At 66.0% G+C, this 17,670-nt stretch carries 14 protein-coding genes; 10 read left to right on the plus strand and 4 right to left on the minus strand.

Features of this window, described 5'->3' with window-relative positions; translation table 11 throughout:
• A complete protein-coding gene (locus FPZ61_RS12005) occupies positions 1-1,380 on the plus strand; it encodes a four-carbon acid sugar kinase family protein (RefSeq protein WP_185466825.1) in 1,380 nt (459 codons plus the stop codon).
• Between the two features lie 9 nt (positions 1,381-1,389).
• Here FPZ61_RS12005 and FPZ61_RS12010 read toward each other — a convergent pair whose 3' ends face one another.
• Together FPZ61_RS12010 and FPZ61_RS12015 are read right to left on the minus strand one after the other, a co-directional pair.
• Positions 1,390-2,763: a (Fe-S)-binding protein gene (locus FPZ61_RS12010; RefSeq protein ID WP_185466826.1), complete on the minus strand. Its 1,374-nt coding sequence runs from the start codon at positions 2,761-2,763 to the stop codon at positions 1,390-1,392.
• Positions 2,764-2,793: 30 nt separating this feature from the next.
• Positions 2,794-4,239 carry an NADP-dependent isocitrate dehydrogenase gene (locus tag FPZ61_RS12015; RefSeq protein WP_185466827.1) on the minus strand — a complete coding sequence of 482 codons (1,446 nt, stop codon included), beginning with the start codon at positions 4,237-4,239 and terminating at the stop codon, positions 2,794-2,796.
• Between the two features lie 156 nt (positions 4,240-4,395).
• Here FPZ61_RS12015 and FPZ61_RS12020 point away from each other — a divergent pair, with 156 nt between their 5' ends.
• From FPZ61_RS12020 to FPZ61_RS12040, 5 genes are all read left to right on the plus strand, one after another.
• The gene (locus FPZ61_RS12020; RefSeq protein WP_185466828.1) at positions 4,396-4,848 is read left to right on the plus strand and encodes a hypothetical protein; all 453 of its coding nucleotides are present in this window, start codon (positions 4,396-4,398) and stop codon (positions 4,846-4,848) included.
• Positions 4,849-4,927: 79 nt separating this feature from the next.
• Positions 4,928-5,641, plus strand: a complete 714-nt coding sequence (locus tag FPZ61_RS12025) for a heme oxygenase (biliverdin-producing) (protein ID WP_185466829.1) — start codon at positions 4,928-4,930, stop codon at positions 5,639-5,641.
• 47 nt (positions 5,642-5,688) lie between these two features.
• Positions 5,689-6,720 (plus strand): glycosyltransferase, encoded by a 1,032-nt coding sequence (locus FPZ61_RS12030; protein WP_185466830.1) that lies wholly within the window; start codon positions 5,689-5,691, stop codon positions 6,718-6,720.
• Between the two features lie 81 nt (positions 6,721-6,801).
• A complete protein-coding gene (kdsA, locus tag FPZ61_RS12035; RefSeq protein ID WP_185466831.1) occupies positions 6,802-7,614 on the plus strand; it encodes a 3-deoxy-8-phosphooctulonate synthase in 813 nt (270 codons plus the stop codon).
• Positions 7,615-7,643: 29 nt separating this feature from the next.
• Positions 7,644-8,198, plus strand: coding sequence for a KdsC family phosphatase (locus tag FPZ61_RS12040; RefSeq protein ID WP_370593445.1), 555 nt, complete (start codon positions 7,644-7,646; stop codon positions 8,196-8,198).
• A gap of 33 nt (positions 8,199-8,231) precedes the next feature.
• Here the strand turns inward: FPZ61_RS12040 and FPZ61_RS12045 are convergent, their stop codons facing one another.
• Complete coding sequence (locus FPZ61_RS12045) at positions 8,232-9,563, minus strand: CCA tRNA nucleotidyltransferase (protein WP_185466832.1); 1,332 nt, start codon at positions 9,561-9,563, stop codon at positions 8,232-8,234.
• Positions 9,564-9,687: 124 nt separating this feature from the next.
• Entirely contained in the window at positions 9,688-12,114 is a 2,427-nt protein-coding gene (locus FPZ61_RS12050) for a UvrD-helicase domain-containing protein (RefSeq protein ID WP_185466833.1), read from the minus strand.
• Positions 12,115-12,175: 61 nt separating this feature from the next.
• Between FPZ61_RS12050 and FPZ61_RS12055 the strand changes: the two genes are divergently transcribed.
• The 4 genes from FPZ61_RS12055 to FPZ61_RS12070 all read left to right on the plus strand — a co-directional run bounded on the left by FPZ61_RS12055 (position 12,176) and on the right by FPZ61_RS12070 (position 17,658).
• On the plus strand, positions 12,176-12,889 hold the full coding sequence (locus FPZ61_RS12055; protein ID WP_185466834.1) for a glycosyltransferase: 714 nt from the start codon (positions 12,176-12,178) through the stop codon (positions 12,887-12,889).
• Positions 12,886-14,793, plus strand: a complete 1,908-nt coding sequence (locus FPZ61_RS12060) for a hypothetical protein (protein ID WP_185466835.1) — start codon at positions 12,886-12,888, stop codon at positions 14,791-14,793. The genes FPZ61_RS12055 and FPZ61_RS12060 overlap by 4 nt, the downstream gene beginning before the upstream one ends.
• A 731-nt stretch (positions 14,794-15,524) precedes the next feature.
• Positions 15,525-16,325: a glycosyltransferase gene (locus FPZ61_RS12065; protein WP_185466836.1), complete on the plus strand. Its 801-nt coding sequence runs from the start codon at positions 15,525-15,527 to the stop codon at positions 16,323-16,325.
• 1 nt (position 16,326) lies between these two features.
• Entirely contained in the window at positions 16,327-17,658 is a 1,332-nt protein-coding gene (locus FPZ61_RS12070) for a hypothetical protein (RefSeq protein ID WP_185466837.1), read from the plus strand.
• The last annotated feature ends 12 nt before the right edge of the window (positions 17,659-17,670 follow it).

Here is a 17,670-nt window from a genome sequence, read left to right on the forward strand (position 1 = left end):
ATGGCCTCCTGGCCCTCCCCCGCAGCCGCTGGATTGAAGATCATCGTTCTGGATGACGACCCCACCGGATCTCAGTCGGTGCATGGCTGTCCCCTGCTGCTGCGCTGGGATCCCCCCACCCTCCGGCGGGCCCTGCGTGACCCCTCTCCCCTGCTGTTCCTGCTCAGCGACACCCGGGCGCTCGAGCCTCAGCAGGCGGCGGAGCGGGTGACGTCCATCTGCCGGGCTCTGCGGGGGGCCGTCGGCGAGATACCAGGCGAATCAGGCCCCGGCTCCTGGCTGCTGGTGAGCCGGGGCGATTCCACCCTGCGCGGCCATTTCCCCCTGGAGATCGATCGGATCGACGCGGAGCTCGGCCCCTTCGATGCCACCTTGCTCGTGCCCGCCTTCCTGGAGGGGGGGCGTACCACGGTGGACGGGGTGCACCTTCTCCACGGCGAGCCGGTGCACCGCTCGGCCTTCGCCGCCGATGCCCGCTTCGGGTACCCCACCAGTCATCTGCCCGCCTGGGTGGAGCACAAGAGTGGTGGCCAACGCCGAGCCGAGGCGGTGCAGCAGATCACCCTGGCTGAACTCGAGCCTGAGAGCCACAAGGCCCTGGTGGAGCGCCTGCTCGCCCTGCGCGGCAACCCCCTGGTGGTGGTGAATGCGCAACGCACCGAGCATCTGGATGCCATGGCGCGGGCGATGCGGGAGGTGCTGCCGTTCAGGCGGTTGCTGGTCCAGTCGGCGGCGAGCCTGTTGCAGTCCCTGGCGGCGCTGCCACCCCAGCCGTTGACGCCTGCAGAACTGGCCCGGTTGCGCCGGGGCACGGCCCCCGGCGCCGTGCTGGTGGGATCCCATGTGCCCCTGAGCGATCAGCAGCTTCACCATCTGCTCGCCGAGCCCGCTTGCGTCGGGGTGGAGCTTCCTGTGGATCGGGTGCTGGTGACGGTCCGGCGGGAGGAAGCGGATCGGGCGCTCGAGCCGCTGCGCCAGGAGTTGCAGGAGCCGCTGGAGCGTGCCTGGCTGTCGGGGCGCACGCCGGTGCTGTTCACCAGCCGCGGCGAGAGGCCCTGCCACGACCACGGCGAGCGCCAGCGGTTGTCGCACACCCTGGCGGGCCTGATGGGCCGCCTCGCCGCGGGGCTGCCGCGGGAGTTGAGCTTTCTGATCAGCAAGGGCGGCACCACCAGCCAGACCCTGCTGCGCGATGGCCTGGCCCTGCCCTCACTGCGGCTGGAGGGGCAACTGCTGCCAGGCCTCTCACTGCTGCGCCTGCCCGCCGAGCATGCCCGCTTCCCCCGGATGCCTCTGCTCACCGTTCCTGGCAACCTCGGCCATGGGGACACCCTCCGCCATGCCTGGCAACTGATGGACACCGCCGGCCGCGACGCCTGAGCTGGGGCGTCAGGCCCCGCTGGCACTGCGCAGCAGCAGCTCCACCGGATGGGCCACGGGGATCGGGCGGGTCGTGCCGTCCATGTGCTGGCGGATCTGCAAGGTGCAGCCGATGTTGGCGCTCACGGCCAGATCGGCGCCGCTGCCGCTGAGATCAGCGGCCTTGATCCGGCCCAGTTCGGCCGCTTCATCGGGCTGGACCAGGTTGTAGATGCCGGCGCTGCCGCAGCACACCCCCGCTTCCACCGCCTCCACGATCCGCACGTGGGGGATCTGGCGCAGCAGCTGGCGGGGCTGCTGGCCCAATCCCTGGCCATGGAGCATGTGGCAGGCATCGTGATAAACCAGGCGCAGGGGGCGATCGGCGCTGGCGGGGCTGCCGTCGTTGTGGCGCAGGGGCTGGAGCCGATCCATGAAGCCGGGGCTGAGTCCGACCCGGTGCAGGAACTCCTGAATGTCGGCCACCTGGCCGGCGAAGGCACTGCCCCGTACCGCCCATTCCGGCTCCTCCGCCAGGATCGCGTCGAGCTGCTTGAGGGTGTGGCCACAGCCGGAGGCCGCCACCAGCACCGCATCGAGGGGCTCGGGGCCCGCCGCCCGGCCCGGGCCGATCACCGCCTCGAAGCTGCTGAGCAGGTCCTTGGCCAGGGCCCGGGTCTGCTCCAGTTCCCCCTGGTGGTGGGTCATGGCGCCGCAGCAGTTCTGCTCGGGGGCGATCACCACCTCGATGCCATTGGCGCTGAGCAGCTCGATCGCCGCGCGGTTCACCGCCGGATCGAACAGCCGCTGCACGCAGCCCGTGACCAGGCCCACCCGATGGCGGCGCTGACCCTGGGCGGGGATCAGCACGGGCGCCGACGGCTGAAACGCTTCGGGTTGCAGGGCCGGCAGCAGCCGCTCCATCGCCTCAAGCTGGGGGCCGAGCAGGCGGGTGAGACCGCTGCGGCGGGCCCAGGCCTGCAGGGGTGTGCCCGCATAGAGCCGCAAAGGTTGCAGGAGTGCCCGCAGGCGCGCGGGGTAGGGGAGGAGCTGGAACAGCAGAGCCCGGAAGCTTCGCTGCCAGGGGGTTCGCAGCTCGGGCGCATTCAGCCTGGGCCGCGTGGCGGCGATCAGCTCGTCGTAGCGGACACCGGAGGGGCAGGCCGAGACACAGGCCAGGCACCCCAGGCAACTGTCGAAATGGCTCGCCACGGTGGCGTCGAGGCTCAGCTCGCCGCGATCAATCGCCTTGAGCATGTGGATCCGCCCGCGGGGCGAATCCATCTCGCTGCCCAGCACCCGGTAGCTGGCGCAGCTCGGCAGGCAGAAGCCGCAGTGGATGCAGGGGTCGGTGGCGACAGCGCCGGCCGTGAGGAAGGGATGGTCGGGCTGGGTGACGGTCATCGCTGGGGGCCGGGGCACTGGAGCCGGAGCTCAGGGATCGAAGTGGCCGATCACCGCTTCGGCGAAGCCGGAGCAACTGACCGGCTCCACACGGGGTTCCATCAGTCTGGCGAGGTCGTAGGTGACCTGGCCGTTCACGATCGCGGTGCCGATGCCCCGGGTGATCAGATCGGCGGCTTCCTGCCAGCCCAGATACTCCAGCATCATCACGCCGGAGAGGATCACCGAGCCGGGGTTGATGCGGTCAAGGCCGGCGTGCTTGGGGGCGGTGCCATGGGTGGCCTCGAAGATCGCCGCGCGATCGCCGATGTTGGCCCCGGGCGCCATTCCCAGGCCTCCCACCACCGCTGCGGCGGCATCGGAGATGTAGTCGCCGTTGAGGTTGAGGGTGCAGAGCACCGAGTACTCCTGGGGCCGGGTCTGGATCTGCTGGAAGATGCTGTCGGCGATGCGGTCGTCGACCAGCACCATCGATTTCCACTTGCCGTAGCCATGGCTTTCGCCGATGGCGGCCAGCACCTCCTTGACCTCGGTGTCCACGGCGGCCTTCTTCTCGGGGGTGAGGCTGTCGTAGCCGGGCTCGATCAGCCGGGCGTTGTCCTCGATGGAGAGGGAGTGGTTGCGGGCGAGGTTGTCGAGGATCCAGCTCTCCCGCTCGGTCACACAGACGTCACGGAATTCGCTGGTGGCCAGCTCATAGCCCCAGTCACGGAAAGCCCCTTCCGTGAATTTCATGATGTTGCCCTTGTGCACCAGGGTCACGTGCCGCTTGGCGCCTTCGAGCTTCATCGCGTGCTGGATCGCCTTGCGCACGTGGCGCTGGGTGCCGGCTTTGCTCACCGGCTTGATGCCGATGCCGGAGCCGTCGGGGATGCGGCGCTTGCCGAGTTTTCCGTTGGCCGGGATCACCACGTCGTTGAGGTGGGCGATCAGCTCCACGCACACCGGGTCGGTGGCCTCCCACTCGATCCCCATGTAGATGTCTTCGGTGTTCTCCCGGTAGACGATCACGTCGAGGTCTTCGGGCCGCTTGTGGGGGCTGGGCGTGCCGGTGTAGTAGCGGCAGGGGCGCACGCAGCAGTAGAGGTCGAAGATCTGGCGCAGGGCCACGTTGAGCGAACGGATGCCTCCGCCGATCGGCGTGGTCAGTGGTCCCTTGATCGCCACTCCGTACTGCTCGATGGCGGTGAGGGTGTCCTGGGGCAGGTACTGGTAGGTGCCGTAGAGCTCGCAGGCCTCATCGCCGGCGAACACCTTGAACCACTCGATCCGGCGTTCACCGCCATAGGCCTTGGCCACCGCCGCATCCAGCACCCGCTGGGTGGCGGGCCAGATGTCCACGCCCGTGCCATCGCCGCGAATGAAGGGAATGATCGGATCGGGCGGCACCACCGGCAACCCCTTCTCGAAGCGGATGGCGGTGCCACTGCTGGGGGGGGTCAGCTGGTCGTAAGCGGGAGCTGGTGTGGACGCCATCGGCGGCAGGTAACGCGATGTGATTCCGGATGAGCGGGGTCTCCCCGTGGTCATCCGCCGACCATTTCCCGCAGCGGCCTGCGGCACGCTGCAGCATGGAATCGTTGGGTGAGCCTAGGTTCAGCCCGATCCGCACTTCTGCTCAGGGGAAACGCCATGAATGCGGCAGACCTGGCCCGCAGTCCGGAGATGGCCCGGGCCATCGCCTCCGCGGCCGGTCTGTTCAGGCGTCATTTCCCCGATGCAAAGGCCAATCTCACCCCCTGGCGTGACGACCCGGTGACCCGTCACTTCGAGGAGGAGGAGTCGGTGGACCTGGCTTTCCATTTCCCGGGCTGGAGCCCGCGGTTGCAATGCCGCAGCCTGCTGATGCAGCTGCGCCTCGCGGCGGCCCCCGCACCCGAGCAGGGACCACCGCGGCTGCTGGGGGTGGTGCTCAGCGGCATGACCTTCCAGGGGGAGCAGTGGCGGCTGGCCACGGTGGGCGACTGGTGCCCCAGTGGAGCGAATCTTCCCCAGTCCGACGTGGTGGAGAAGCTGCAGCAGGTCTGCCGGGAGCTGTTCACCCTGCTGGCGCGTGACCCTGATCAGCAGGAGCAGGCCGCTTAAACCTTCGCAACCAATGCGGGACTTCCGTCCACAATCAGCCCTACTTTGACTGTTCCGTACAAACAGCACCCCGGCTGAGATGGCTGTCGATCTGGCGTCCCAATTGCGCGAAGGAACCAAGAAAGCGCACACGATGGCCGAGAACACCGGCTTCGTGACCTGCTTCCTCAAGGGAGTGGTCGACAAGATCAGCTACCGCAAGCTGGTGGCCGACCTCTATTTCGTGTACAGCGCGATGGAAGAGGAGATCGGCAAGCTCAAGGGCCACCCCGTCGTGGGCCCGATCGCCAGTGATGCCCTCAACCGCCGCGGAGCCCTGGAGGCCGACCTGGCCTTCTACTTCGGCTCCGACTGGCGTCAGCAGGTGACCCCCACCCCAGGCGCGGAGGCCTATGTGGCCCGTCTGCATCAGGTGGCGGCCGAATCCCCCGAGCTGCTGGTGGGTCACCACTACACCCGTTACATCGGAGATCTCTCCGGCGGTCAGATCCTCAAGAACATCGCTCAGAAGGCGATGAATCTGGGCGATCACGATGGCCTGCGTTTCTATGAATTCGACGCCATCCCCGATGAGAAGGGATTCAAGGCCAACTACCGCACCAGCCTTGATCAGCTGCCGATCGATCAGGCCATGGCCGATCGCATCGTGGCGGAGGCCAACCATGCCTTCCACCTCAACATGGTGATGTTCCAGGAGCTGGAGGGCAACCTGGTGGCGGCCATCGGCAAGGTGCTCTTCGGCTTCCTCACCCGTCGTCAGCGCACCGGGAGCACCGAAGCGGTCGCGGCCTGAGCCAGGGCCAGGCTGCGTCAGAGTCAGCCACAGCCCGCCCATTTCCCGTGCGACCGCTCCGATTTCTGCTGCCCGGAACCACCGGCAAGTTCCGCTGCGGAGGCCTGCAGGTCGAACTCCAGTCGATCCGGCTCACAGCCGGACTGAGGCCCACCGAGCTGGTGACTTACCGCCAACGGGAAGCAGGCCGTCCGTTCCTGGACGATCTGCTGCGGGATGAATCGGCTCCGGGAGCCGCCCTGTGGATCGTCAGCTGGGGCTTCGACGTGCCTCGCCTCCTGCGCCGGTTGCGCGGTCGGCCCGTCGCGTATCACGCCCACAGCAGCGGTTATGGCTTTGACCTTCCCCACGGGGTGCCGGTGCTGGCCGTGAGCCGCAACACCCTGGGCTACTGGGGAGATCGGGCCTCCCGCAACCCGCTGTTCCTGGTGCCCAATGCCCTGGAGCCCCAGTGGCGTGATCAGGGCCTGGAGCGCGACATCGATGTCCTGGTGCAGGCCCGGAAAACCAGTGCCTATGTGTTGCACCAGCTCGTGCCCGCCCTGCGGAGCCGGGGCCTTCGCGTCGAGGTGCAGCAGGGCTGGGTCGATGATCTGGTGGGCCTGTTCAACCGAGCCCGCGTCTACCTCTACGACTCCGCTGATTACTGGCGGGGCCGCGGGGTGACGGAGGGCTTCGGCCTGCCGCCCCTGGAGGCCATGGCCTGCGGATGCGTTGTGTTCAGCAGCCTCAATCACGCCTTGGCCGATCTGATCGACCCCGGGTCGGTGGGCCACCAGATCGGCAGCGGCACCCTGCCGGCTGATCTGGAGAGGATTGAAGCGGCGGCGGCCGATCCCGCCTCCTGGCGCGCTGACCCCGCCCAGCTGGCTCTCCGCCTGACTGAGAGCTGCGAAACCCGCCTGCAGGAGCGCTGGCAGGGGGCTCTCGAGGAGATCGACGGTCACTGGGATCGGCTTCAGAGGAACGACGCCCCAGCCGGAGCTTCTCCTGCTCTGGAGGCTCTGCGGTCCCCCCGGCTCTGGCAGTTGCGCTGGCGGCAATGGCTGGCGCGCCTGCGTCGTCTCCTGCTGTCGTGATCGATTTCTCGCTGCTGGGGCCTGCGTATCGTTCGGACGCATGGGAGTTTCGCCCTGCCTGCACACCGCTCAGTCCCCGCCATGCGCTTCACCCTGATCGCCGGTCCCTGCGTGATCGAGAGCCCTGAGCTGGTGTTCGAGGTGGCGGAGACTGTCAAAGCCATCACCGAGCGACTCGGGATCACCTACGTGTTCAAGGCCAGCTTCGACAAGGCCAACCGCAGCTCCGGCGGCTCGTTCCGCGGCCCCGGGATGGCGGAGGGCCTTGCGGTGCTGGCGGAGGTGAAGCGTCGATTCGACCTGCCGGTGCTCACCGACATCCATGAAAGTCAGCAGGCGGAGCCGGTGGCGGCCGTGGCGGATGTGCTGCAGATCCCTGCCTTCCTCTGTCGGCAGACCGATCTGCTGCTCGCTGCCGTCGAGGCCGTGCGGGGCACCGACAAGACGATCAACATCAAGAAAGGCCAGTTCCTGGCGCCCTGGGACATGGCCGCGGTGGTGAACAAGATGCGGGACGCTGGGGCCGACAACCTCTGGTTGACGGAACGGGGCTCCAGCTTCGGCTACAACACCCTCGTGGTGGACTACCGCAGCCTCCCCCAGTTGCGCGCCCTGGGATGTCCCGTGATCTTCGACGCCACCCACTCGGTCCAGCAGCCCGGCGGGCGTGGCAGCAGCAGCGGAGGCCAGCGGGAATTCGTGGCGCCCCTGGCCAGGGCGGCTGTGGCAGTCGGCGTGGACGGCCTGTTCATGGAAGTGCATCCCGATCCCGAGAAGGCCCTCAGTGATGGGCCGAACATGGTGCCGCTGTCGCGCCTCGAGGCACTCCTGGAGCAACTGATGGCCATCCGGGAGCCATTGCTGGCCCAGGAGGAGGCCCCCAGCACGCTGTGACCGGCCGGCAGCGGGGCATCGGGCGGTGGATCGGCCTCCTGATCGGCTCTTGGTGGTGCCGCTCCAGGTTCACCGATCTTGAATTGCTGGTGCTCGATGTCGATGGGGTCCTCACCGATGGGGGGCTCTGGACCAGCGAGAGCGGCGAGGTGATCAAGCGCTTCGATGTGCGTGACGGGCTCGGGATCCGTCTGCTCCAGCAGGCTGGCGTGGAGGTCGCCCTGCTCAGTGGTGGCAAGGGCGGCGCCACCGAACAGCGGGCCCGTTCCCTGCAGATCCGCCACTGCCTCACCGCGGTGAAAGACAAGCCAGCGGCGCTGATCGAGCTGCAGCGGTCTCTCCGGGTCACCCCGGCCCACACGGCTTATGTCGGCGACGATCTCAACGACCTGGCCGTCCGGCCCGTGGTGGGGTTGCTGCTCTGCCCTGCCGATGCGGTAGCGCCCCTGAAGCGCCAGGCCGACTGGGTGCTGCCCCGGGCAGGCGGCGATGGGGCCGTGCGTCTGCTGGCGGAAGTGATTCTTCGTGCCCGCGGCCTGTGGCAGCCACTGGCGCAGCGGGGATGGCGCGATGGCAATGGCTGACTGGGGGGGCGGGCCGGTTCGGCGCCGGTCGCTTCACCAGCGTTGCTGGTCCAGCCGCTCGGCCCGCAGCTGCCGGAGGCGCACGCCGAGTTCGGGACCGGGCCGTTCCCCTGCGGCGATCAGATCGTCGGCGCTCGGTTCGGCCCGGAGCGTCCGCCAGCGCAGCAGCCAGCGCAGCAGTCCGCGCCTCAGGCGCGGTGGGAACTCCGACCCCGAGTAGGCCGCCAGCAGAAGAGTGACCGCCTCCGGGCTGGAACGCTTGTGCTCCAGGGACTGGCTCAGGGTCGCTGGGCGCCACTCCAGCTCGGTTGAGGCCTGGTTCACCCAGGCACGCAACTGCAGCAGGTCCGCGAGCAGGCGTTGACAGCGTCCAGCCAGCTGCAACCTCCTGGCGAGCGACAGGGGGTCGTCGAGGCGGGCCAGCAGGGCGAGCAGCAGCCACTCGTCCTGGGGCCAAGGCGGACGTTCGAGCCGGGCGGCCAGGCACCGTGCCCGGTGCAGCCGGCGCCGCCAGTGCCGGTCGTGCTGCAGCCCGGGATCGAGAAGCCCCAGGGCGTTCCATTGCTGCAGGAGCATCAGCGCCCTCTCCCACGACTCGCGGCCCAGCAGGAGCTCCAGTTCACTGCGCAGCCGCGTTCCGAGCCCTGGCAGGGACCCACTTCGCCAGGGCCACTCCGCCAGGGCGGTGTGCACCTGGTTCAGGCTGTCTTCGCCCAGATCCAGTCCCAGCCTGGCGCCGTAGCGGGCGGCCCGCAGGATCCTGGTGGGATCGTCCCGCAGGCTGCCGGAATGGAGGAAGCGCAGCTGCCGCCGGGCAAGGTCGCCGCGGCCATCGAAGGGATCGAGAAGGCGGGCTGAGGAGGTGTCCTCGGGATCCAGCACCATGGCCATGGCATTGACCGAGAGATCCCTTCGGGACAGATCGGCCTCAAGCGATCCGAAGTGCACCTCCGGATGGCTGCCCGGCTCCGGGTAATGCTCCCGGCGGGCGGTGGCGAGATCCAGCAGGATCCCATTGACTTCGAGCTCGGCGGTGCCGAAGGCGTCGTGCAGATGAAACAGGCTCACCGCCTCCCCCAGCTGCCGCTTCAGCGCAATGGCGATGCGGTGGGCCGCCGGTGGTCGCTCTCCCGGGATGCTCTCCTCCACGACCAGATCCAGATCTGGCAGGCCGAGCCTGGGATCGCTGTGGGGACGGTGCAGGAGCAGATCCCGCACCGCCCCCCCCACCAGGGCCACCCTCAGGGGGGCCGCCAGGACCACCACCTGGCGGAGCAGGTGCTGGATCGGTTCGTCGTAGGCGATCGTGCGGCTCTGAAGGGTCAGGAAGTCGGCGGTGGCATCGTCCAACGCAGAGTCGCCCATGCACAAACCTGCTCCCCAGTATCGGCCTGGGCGGCCTGGGCCCAGCTGGCCGTTGTGCCCGGGGTCAAAGACACAGCCCACACCGGCACGATCGATCCCTGTGGCGACGGTGGCCGCTTCAGCCCTACAGCGGCTCGATCGGGGCCAGGCGCGGATCAAGGATCTTCGGGCCCATCCCCTCGAACTTCACTGCGATCGAGATCTTCTCGCCGCTGCCGAAGAGATGGGTGATCGTCCCGTCGCCGAAGTTGGCATGGCGCAACTGGTCGCCCACCGCCCAGGGCCTGGAGGGAGCCCGGCGCCGCACCGCATTGGCCGGCGCCGCGGCGCTGCCTCCGGCGGCCACCCGCTGGCTTTCCTCCCGATCGACGCGGGTGAGGCGATCCAGCCGCTGCTCGCGGCGCAGGGCCGCGCCGCCACTGCGGGGAATGTCGCCCCGCACCAGCTCCGGCGGCAGCTCCGAGAGGAACACCGACGGCACCGCCGGCTCGCGCATGCCGCCCCAAAGCCGCCGCTCACTGGCGTGGGAGAGGAACAGCCGCTCCTTGGCCCTGGTGATGCCCACGTAGCAGAGGCGCCGCTCCTCCTCCAGGGCAGCGGGATCCTCCAGGGAGCGATAGCTGGGGAACAGGCCCTGCTCCAGCCCCACCAGGCACACCACCGGAAATTCCAGGCCCTTGCTGGCATGAAGGGTCATCAGCGTCACCCGGTCGGCTTCGGTGTCCTTGCTGTCGGCGTCGCTGGCCAGGGCGGCGGAGGCAAGGAAGCCCTCCAGCGACCCCTCCTCGTTCTCCTCCTGATACTGCAGGGCGGCGTTCACCAGCTCCTGCAGGTTGCGACGACGTTCTTCGGCCTCATCGGTGCCCTCGGCGATCAGTTCGGCCACATAACCGCTCTGCTCCATCACCCGCTGCACCAGCTCCGAGGGGGGGGAATCCTGGAGGCGGCGGTTCAGATCCGTGATCAGTTCGCTGAACTGCAGCAGCCCCCTGGCCGAGCGCCCCGCCAGGGAGCGCACGGCCTCCGGATCGCTCACCACTTCCCAGAGGGGAAGCCCAAGCTGGGCTGCGGCGTCGGTAAGGCGCTGCACGGTGGTCTTGCCGATGCCGCGCCTGGGCACATTCAGCACCCGCAGCAGACTGACGCTGTCGGCGGGATTCACCAGCAGGCGCAGGTAGGCGAGCATGTCCTTGATCTCGCGCCGGTCGTAGAAGCGCAGGCCACCAACCACGATGTAAGGAATCCCCCAGCGCACCAGGGATTCCTCCATCGCCCGGCTCTGGGCATTGGTGCGATACAGGATTGCCATGTCCCCCCAGCGCAGCTCGGGGTGGGCGGCCTCGAGCATCCGCAGCCGGTGCACCACCGCTTCGGCTTCGGCGATCTCGTCGTCGCAGCGGGTGAGGGTGATCGGCTCGCCTTCGCCTCGGGTGGGGCGCAGCACCTTGTCGATGCGTTCGCTGTTGTGGGCGATCAGGGCGTTGGCCGCCTCCAGGATCGTGGCTGTGGAGCGGTAGTTCTCCTCCAGCTTCACCATCGTGCGGGTGGCCTCGTCGCTTGCCCGGTCGCCGAAGTCGTCCTGGAAGCCCATCAGGATGGTGAAGTCGGCCGCCCGGAAGCTGTAGATGCTCTGGTCCGCGTCTCCGACCACGAACACCGAGCGCCCCTGCCAGTCGTCGTAGGCGGCGGGGTCCCGGCCATTGGTCACCAGCAGCTTGATCAGGTCGTACTGGGTGCGGTTGGTGTCCTGGTACTCATCCACCAGGACGTGGCGGAAGCGTCCGTGCCAGTAGTGGCGCACCTGCTCGTTGGCCTGCAGCAGCTGCACCGGCAGCAGCAGCAGGTCGTCGAAGTCGAGGGCGTTGTTGGCGGCCAGGGCGCGACGGTAGCGGCGGTAGACGTCGGCCACCATCCGGCCCCGCTGGCCCTGCTGGTCAGCCTCCAGCTGATCCGGCAGCCAGCCCTGGTTCTTGGCGTTGCTGATGGCCCAGCGCACCTTCTTGGGCTCGAAGCGTTTGGGATCCAGGCCCAGCTCCTGGGTGACGATCTCCTTGACCAGGGTCTGGGCGTCCGATTCGTCATAGATCGAGAACTGACGCGTCCAGGTGTGCCCTTCGGGGTCCTTGTACTTGTCGATGTCGAAGCGCAGCAGCCGCGCGAACAGGGCGTGGAAGGTGCCGATCCAGAGCTCCTTGGTGACCTCCCGGTAGATGCGGTTGCGCAGCTGGCGCTGCTGCTGGGGCGGCAGGGTACTGAAGGGCTGTCCGAACTGGCTGCCAGCCAGCCGCTGGGCCAGCAGCAGCTCCAGTCGCTCCTTCATCTCCCGCGCGGCCTTGTTGGTGAAGGTGACGGCCAGAAGCTGGTGGGGGTCGACGCCGTGGTGGCCGATCAGGTGGGCGATGCGGTGGGTGAGGGCCCGGGTCTTGCCGCTGCCGGCCCCGGCCACCACCAGCAGGGGACCGGCGTGGTGATCCACCGCCCGGCGCTGGGCATCGTTGAGACCGGCCAGGAAGCCGCCTGATCCGGCAGGGGTAGGGGAAGATCCGACCATGGTTGGAGCCTAGGGACCGTCCTCCCCCGCGCCGCTACATTCTCCCGAAACAAGGGTGTCCATGACCCACGCCGGTGTGCCGATCCCCGTTTTCATCGGCTACGACGCGCGTGAGCGTGCCGCTACCAATGTGCTGATCGACAGCCTCTACCAACACAGCTCCATCCCGCTCGCGATCACCCCGATCGTTACATCCCAACTGAGCGGAGTGTTCAGCCGTGAGCGCCATCCCAAACAGAGCACCGATTTTTCGTTCACCCGTTTTCTGGTGCCTTGGCTGATGGGCTTTCAGGGCTGGGCGATCTTCATGGACTGCGACATGCTCTGCTACGACGACATAGCGAAACTCTGGGCTCTTCGAGATGACCGCTACGCTGTGATGTGCGTCAAGCACGAGCATGTCCCTCACGAAACGGTCAAGTTCCTTGGGGAGGTGCAGAGCGCCTATCCCATGAAGAACTGGAGCTCGATGATGATGCTCAACACAAACCGCTGCTCTTCTCTGATTCCTGACTACGTCAATACCGCCACGGGCCTTGATCTCCACCGCTTCCACTGGCTCGAGGGCGACCATGAAATCGGCGCTCTGCCGGATCGCTGGAACCATCTGGTCGATGTCCAGCCCCCACCGCAGGCAGACTTCGGCCACGGCGGCCCTGCCCTGCTCCACTGGACCCTGGGAGGGCCTTGGTTCAGGGATCATCGCCGCATGGGAGGGCCGCTGGCGGCTGAGTGGTTCGGGGCGCGGGATGAGGCCATGCGGCTTTGGGGATGAAGGTTCTGATCCTTCTTGATCCCGAGGGAGTCCGTTGGTGGAGTCAGGAGGATCGGCCTGTCAGCCACAACTGCTGTGTGTACTGCGGCTCCCTGAAGGCCTGGGCCGAGCTCGAGCGTCGCCAGCTCGAAGCGGGTGTGCGTTGGCTCGGGCCTAGCGGTGCGGGTCCCTGGGGGGAGCTGCAGGAACGTCTCCAGGCCTGGGCCCTGGCCCTGGCCAAGGTCGGCTCGCCAGGGCCAGGGTCGCCTGCTGGATCAACGATCGAGGAACTCCTGTGTGGAGACCTGGCAGCTCCTGCCCTGCTCACCCTGGCCTTGCTTCCGTCCTGGCTTGAGCAACTGGCCCCTGCCGAAACCGTTTCCATACCCGTCGGCAGGACGTTCCGTCCCCCTCGATTCGGTCAGCTTGGAGATCTTCCCCTGCTGGCCCTGGCCGCGGGCCTGGAGGGACGCTGTTCGCGCCTCGAGCGTCTACCGGTTCTCGATCCGATCGGATCGGGCGGTGCAGACCACAAGCCGCCAGGATCTTCCAGCTGGACTGGCCACCTCAACTCCCCGACGGCCTGGCTGGCGATCGGCAAACTGCGCCATCCTGAACTCACACTGCTGGCCCTTGAGGCCGCCGGATTGTCGGTCCGGTTGTTCGAGTCGGAGCGGGCTGCACCCTTGCCCGCTCTCTTTGCGGGCACACCCGCCTACCGATGGAACGATGACCTGGATGGTTTCTCCGATCACCAGGCGTCGCCGCCGTCCCTCCGCCTTCCAACCTCCGGAGCGGAGGCTGGCCCTGAGGCCTGGTTGGCGGCCCTGGCCGCCTGGCCGCCGCTGGTTCAGGAGGCGCGGCACCTGGCTGAACGACGTCTTCGGCTTGATCGATCCCTGGCCGAGCACTGGGCTCAGGAGCCTCCCCAGCTGATCCTGGTGCCCGAGGAAAACAGTCGGGCGGTGGAGCGACTTGTCGCCCTGGGGCGCCAGAAAGCCGTGCCCCATGCCGTCCTGCATCACACCGCCGAGGTGTTGCCCCTTCACTCACCCGGGAGATTTCAACGCCATCTCAGGCCGGGCGATACCCGTTTGGTGCCGCTCAGGGGCCAAAGGCTCTCCAGCCGCGACCGTTCCCACAGCCCGGCCGCCTCGGTCGTGATGCTTGATCCGGTTCGCGCCCATCTGCTCGATGCCGTTGAGTTGGAGGGATCGATCCCGATGGAGAAGGATGGTGCGGTGGGCTGGCTCCATTACCCCCTGCACCAGCAGTCGCTGGTGCCATTCGCTGATCCAGGGGCCTACTGGAACGCCTTCGATCTGCTGAGGTCGGCGCTGGCTGCCCACGGGATTCCGCTTCAGCTGGCCCGCAAGCCGCCTCTGGAGCCTGGCGGCTCTGGGGATGCGCTAGCCCAGGGATTGCAGAGCCGCCCGGAGATCCGATCGCTGCCTGCCCTGCTGGCGAACTGCCGTCTGGTGATCGCCCCCGGCCATTTCGGCACGGGCCATCTCGAGGCGATGGCCCGTGGCCGTCCGGTGGTGCTGGTCACCCCGGAGCGCATGAGCCGCCCCTCGCTGCTGCTGGAGGACGAAAGCCTCCCCATCCCCCGATTGACCGTCACCGATTTCACAAGCTGGGTGATGCAACAGGGACCAGACGCCCTGGTTCAGCTCGCATCTGAACAAGCCGAATGGCTGCGCCAGCAGCTGGTCAGCACCCAGTCGCTGCATGGTTGGCTGGCCACAACCGGGGTGGAGATCGATACCCGCCCTCAGTCCTTCCTCGGCAGCGGCCTGATGGCCCACCGGCCTTTACTGGATCGGGTCGAAGCCATGGACCGGCTGAGTGGGCGCCTCCAGGCTCTGCGCCGCAGCCTGCCCGGCAGGCTTCTGGGTCGGCTGAAGCGAGGTTGGAGCCGATGAGACCCAAGCCCAGCAAGGGCTGGCGCAAGCTGGGTCGGAAGGGGACCAAAGCAATGGCGCTTCTGGCGGAGCTGTTGCACGGAGATCCCGATGGCCTGTTGAGGGTGTTGGCTGAGCGGCTTGTCCCCCGCCTTGAGCGCCATCGCAATACCGCATGGGCCGATCGCCTCAGGATCGTTTTGCTTGCCTGCCAACCCGGTTGCCGGGCTTCTCAGCAGGAGGTGAACGCTGCTCTGGCCTCCTCGCGCTTGCTGGTCCCACCCCGATGGCGGCTGTCGCCAGCCCAGCAGGGGCGCCTGCTACGCAGGATGGCCGCTCGTATGGTTCGCACCGGCGCGGCGGCCGTCACCTGTGATGACTGGATCAGGACGGCCGGATCCTGGTGCTGGCGCCAGAAGCCTCTCTGGGATCCCCTCTTTGATTCCGAAACGGGCATTGGCGAAGGGCCGGTGTTGGTGCATGCCCGGCTTCAGGCGCACCTGGGCAGCCTTCCGCAGCCACAGCACAGTCCTGCCTGGAGGGAAGCTCTCCGGCACCTGGCCCTTGTCCATGGCGGTCAGGCCCATGTCCCCCTGCCTTTGCTGAGGGCGCCGTCGGCTGGCCTGCCCGAGGCTCTACCTTCCCAGGAGCTTGATTTACCGTCATCTCGAGGTTGGCAGCCGCTGGTCAGTGTGCTGATTCCAACGGCAGGCTTCAGCAAGGTGATCGGCCCGGGGGGGGCTGAGATTCTTGTGCGGCATTGCCTGCAGAAGCTGCTGGAGCGGAGCCGTTATCGCAGGCTTGAGATCGTGGTCATTGATGGGGGCGAATTGACGGACCCCTTGCTTGAGGACCTCAGGCTTCTTGTGGAGAGCCAACTGGGCGCAAAGAGCTGGCAGCATCTACGCGATGACAGCCCCTACGACTACACGACACGCATCAACAAGGCCGCCGCGGCCGCCCATGGCGAACTCTTGCTCCAGTTGAATGACGATACCGAATTACTCGCAGTCGAAGGAATTGAGCTGTTGATTCAGGCCCTGGCAAGGCCCGACACCGGCATTGCCGGAGCCTTGCTTCTTTATCCTGATGGGAGCGTGCAGCATGCTGGAACTGCGATCGACAATCTTGCTCCCCGCCATGCCTGGGCTGGATCACGCCCCGAGGCGCTCCCCTGGGGGACCTTGCGGGGGCAACGCACTTTCCATGCCGTCACCGCCGCCGTCAGCCTTTGCCGCCGTTCCCTGTGGGAACGGCTGGATGGGTTTGCTGAGCGCTTTCCGATCAACTATGGCGATGTCGATTTCTGCCTGAGGGCTGCTGGCCTGGGCCAGCGCACCGTTCTTGTGCCGGGAAGTCAATGGCTGCATTTTGAGTCAGCCAGCCGCACGCTGGAGGAGATACCCCCCGAGCTCAGCGTCTTTGAGCAGATCTGGGGGGGGCGGATGGGCGGCCCCTATGGCGTTGATCATTATTGTTCAGCCTGGAGAATGCTGTTGCGCAAGCAATCAGTCGATCTGGGACGAGTGAGGCAGATTCGCTTACGGTGGTAAATTGAAGGCATCCTGCAAAGGTCAATTGCCGAATCCATCACTTCGTTTTCTTTCCACCGAAGGCGTTGGGTTGATGCTGATTGTATTCGCAGGAATGGCTACAGCACTTGACTCTTTTGCGACCAACCAGCTGGAGATGCTGCCTCTGGTGTTGGGGCTGATCCTGCTGCTGATCAAACGCAGCAGGAAGGACCCGCTGAGCATTGGATTCCTTTTCTTGCTGTTCATGAGTCTTAGGATTTATCTTCATACAGATGCACGTTATTTCCCCTGGGAAATTACGCTTAATGATTATATTCTCGTTCTGATTTCATTCGTGGCAGCATTCCGGGTCAAGGCTTCGGAATGGAAGTTGTTTTTCACTTTGTTTTCGATTTTTGTTCCGCTTGCAAGTGTTGTGTCTCTTCAGATCCATGGTATGGAAAATCCTGAAGAGACCTTCACTGTTGGCGCTCTTTCGATTCAGCAGACGTCTTTCCTGATCGGCACCTGTTTTACGATCAGCATGAGCTTTCTTTGGAATGGGATAAGTCAGAAGCGAGTGGTAAAACAAAAATTTCTGATTATTGCCGCTTGGCTATTGGTCAGTCTTCTGAATGGCTTTCTGGTGGTTCAGACCAAGTCGCGGGCTGGTCTTGGCCTTCCGCTGATCTCGGTGGGCGCCGTGGTGCTTGCTGTTTCACTCCCCAGGCTCAACAGGTCTGTTGATGCGCTGATTCTACGCTTTTCTTCTGTCCGTCAGGTTGCACGCATCAAGATTGGATTTGCCCTGGCCGTGCTGAGTGCTTTGGGAGTGGCCGTGTGGGCTTTTCTGGCACAGACCTATGCAAGCCCGGAAAATCTCAGCAATGACCTACATAGACTGTACTTGCTGAGATGTTACCTCGGCGCAGTATTTACAAGCACTTATCGATTTATCTATGGGCTGGGATTCACCAATACCAGCACCTGGTTGTGCGATGAAGGCCTTCATCATGGCTTGACCCATGCCCACAATGTTTTCGCTCAGGTTGCTGCCGATAATGGTTTCTTTGCCATGATTGGTTTGATTCTGATTGCTGTACTGCTGGCGCGTTTTGCCTGGAATCTTGTTGCCAGACTCCCCAGTCCAACTGTTTTGGCCTCTCTGGCAACCGCGCTGTACTACTTCCTGTTTTTACAGGTGGAGGGGGGATGGGGGAAGATCACCTTCCTTCAGGCTCTGATCGGTTTGGTGACGGCTTCCCTGACGATGACGTTTGATCCATCTAAGTCTGGAACCACAGCGACGACTCAAAGAGTTCCATCTCTTTTGGAAGGTGAGCCTTCCGTTGCCTCATCCCCTCCACAGTGAAAATCACTCTCC

It is taken from the genome of Synechococcus sp. BSA11S, from assembly GCF_014224355.1.
Taxonomy (GTDB): Bacteria; Cyanobacteriota; Cyanobacteriia; order PCC-6307; family Cyanobiaceae; genus Regnicoccus_A.

Coding starts and splice junctions, on each gene's coding strand:
- FPZ61_RS12005 (WP_185466825.1), top strand. CDS start 1: ATGGCCTCCTGGCCCTCCCCCGCAGCCGCTGGATTGAAGATCATCGTT.
- FPZ61_RS12010 (WP_185466826.1), bottom strand. CDS start 2,763: ATGACCGTCACCCAGCCCGACCATCCCTTCCTCACGGCCGGCGCTGTC.
- FPZ61_RS12015 (WP_185466827.1), bottom strand. CDS start 4,239: ATGGCGTCCACACCAGCTCCCGCTTACGACCAGCTGACCCCCCCCAGC.
- FPZ61_RS12020 (WP_185466828.1), top strand. CDS start 4,396: ATGAATGCGGCAGACCTGGCCCGCAGTCCGGAGATGGCCCGGGCCATC.
- FPZ61_RS12025 (WP_185466829.1), top strand. CDS start 4,928: ATGGCTGTCGATCTGGCGTCCCAATTGCGCGAAGGAACCAAGAAAGCG.
- kdsA (WP_185466831.1), top strand. CDS start 6,802: ATGCGCTTCACCCTGATCGCCGGTCCCTGCGTGATCGAGAGCCCTGAG.
- FPZ61_RS12045 (WP_185466832.1), bottom strand. CDS start 9,563: ATGGGCGACTCTGCGTTGGACGATGCCACCGCCGACTTCCTGACCCTT.
- FPZ61_RS12050 (WP_185466833.1), bottom strand. CDS start 12,114: ATGGTCGGATCTTCCCCTACCCCTGCCGGATCAGGCGGCTTCCTGGCC.
- FPZ61_RS12055 (WP_185466834.1), top strand. CDS start 12,176: ATGACCCACGCCGGTGTGCCGATCCCCGTTTTCATCGGCTACGACGCG.
- FPZ61_RS12060 (WP_185466835.1), top strand. CDS start 12,886: ATGAAGGTTCTGATCCTTCTTGATCCCGAGGGAGTCCGTTGGTGGAGT.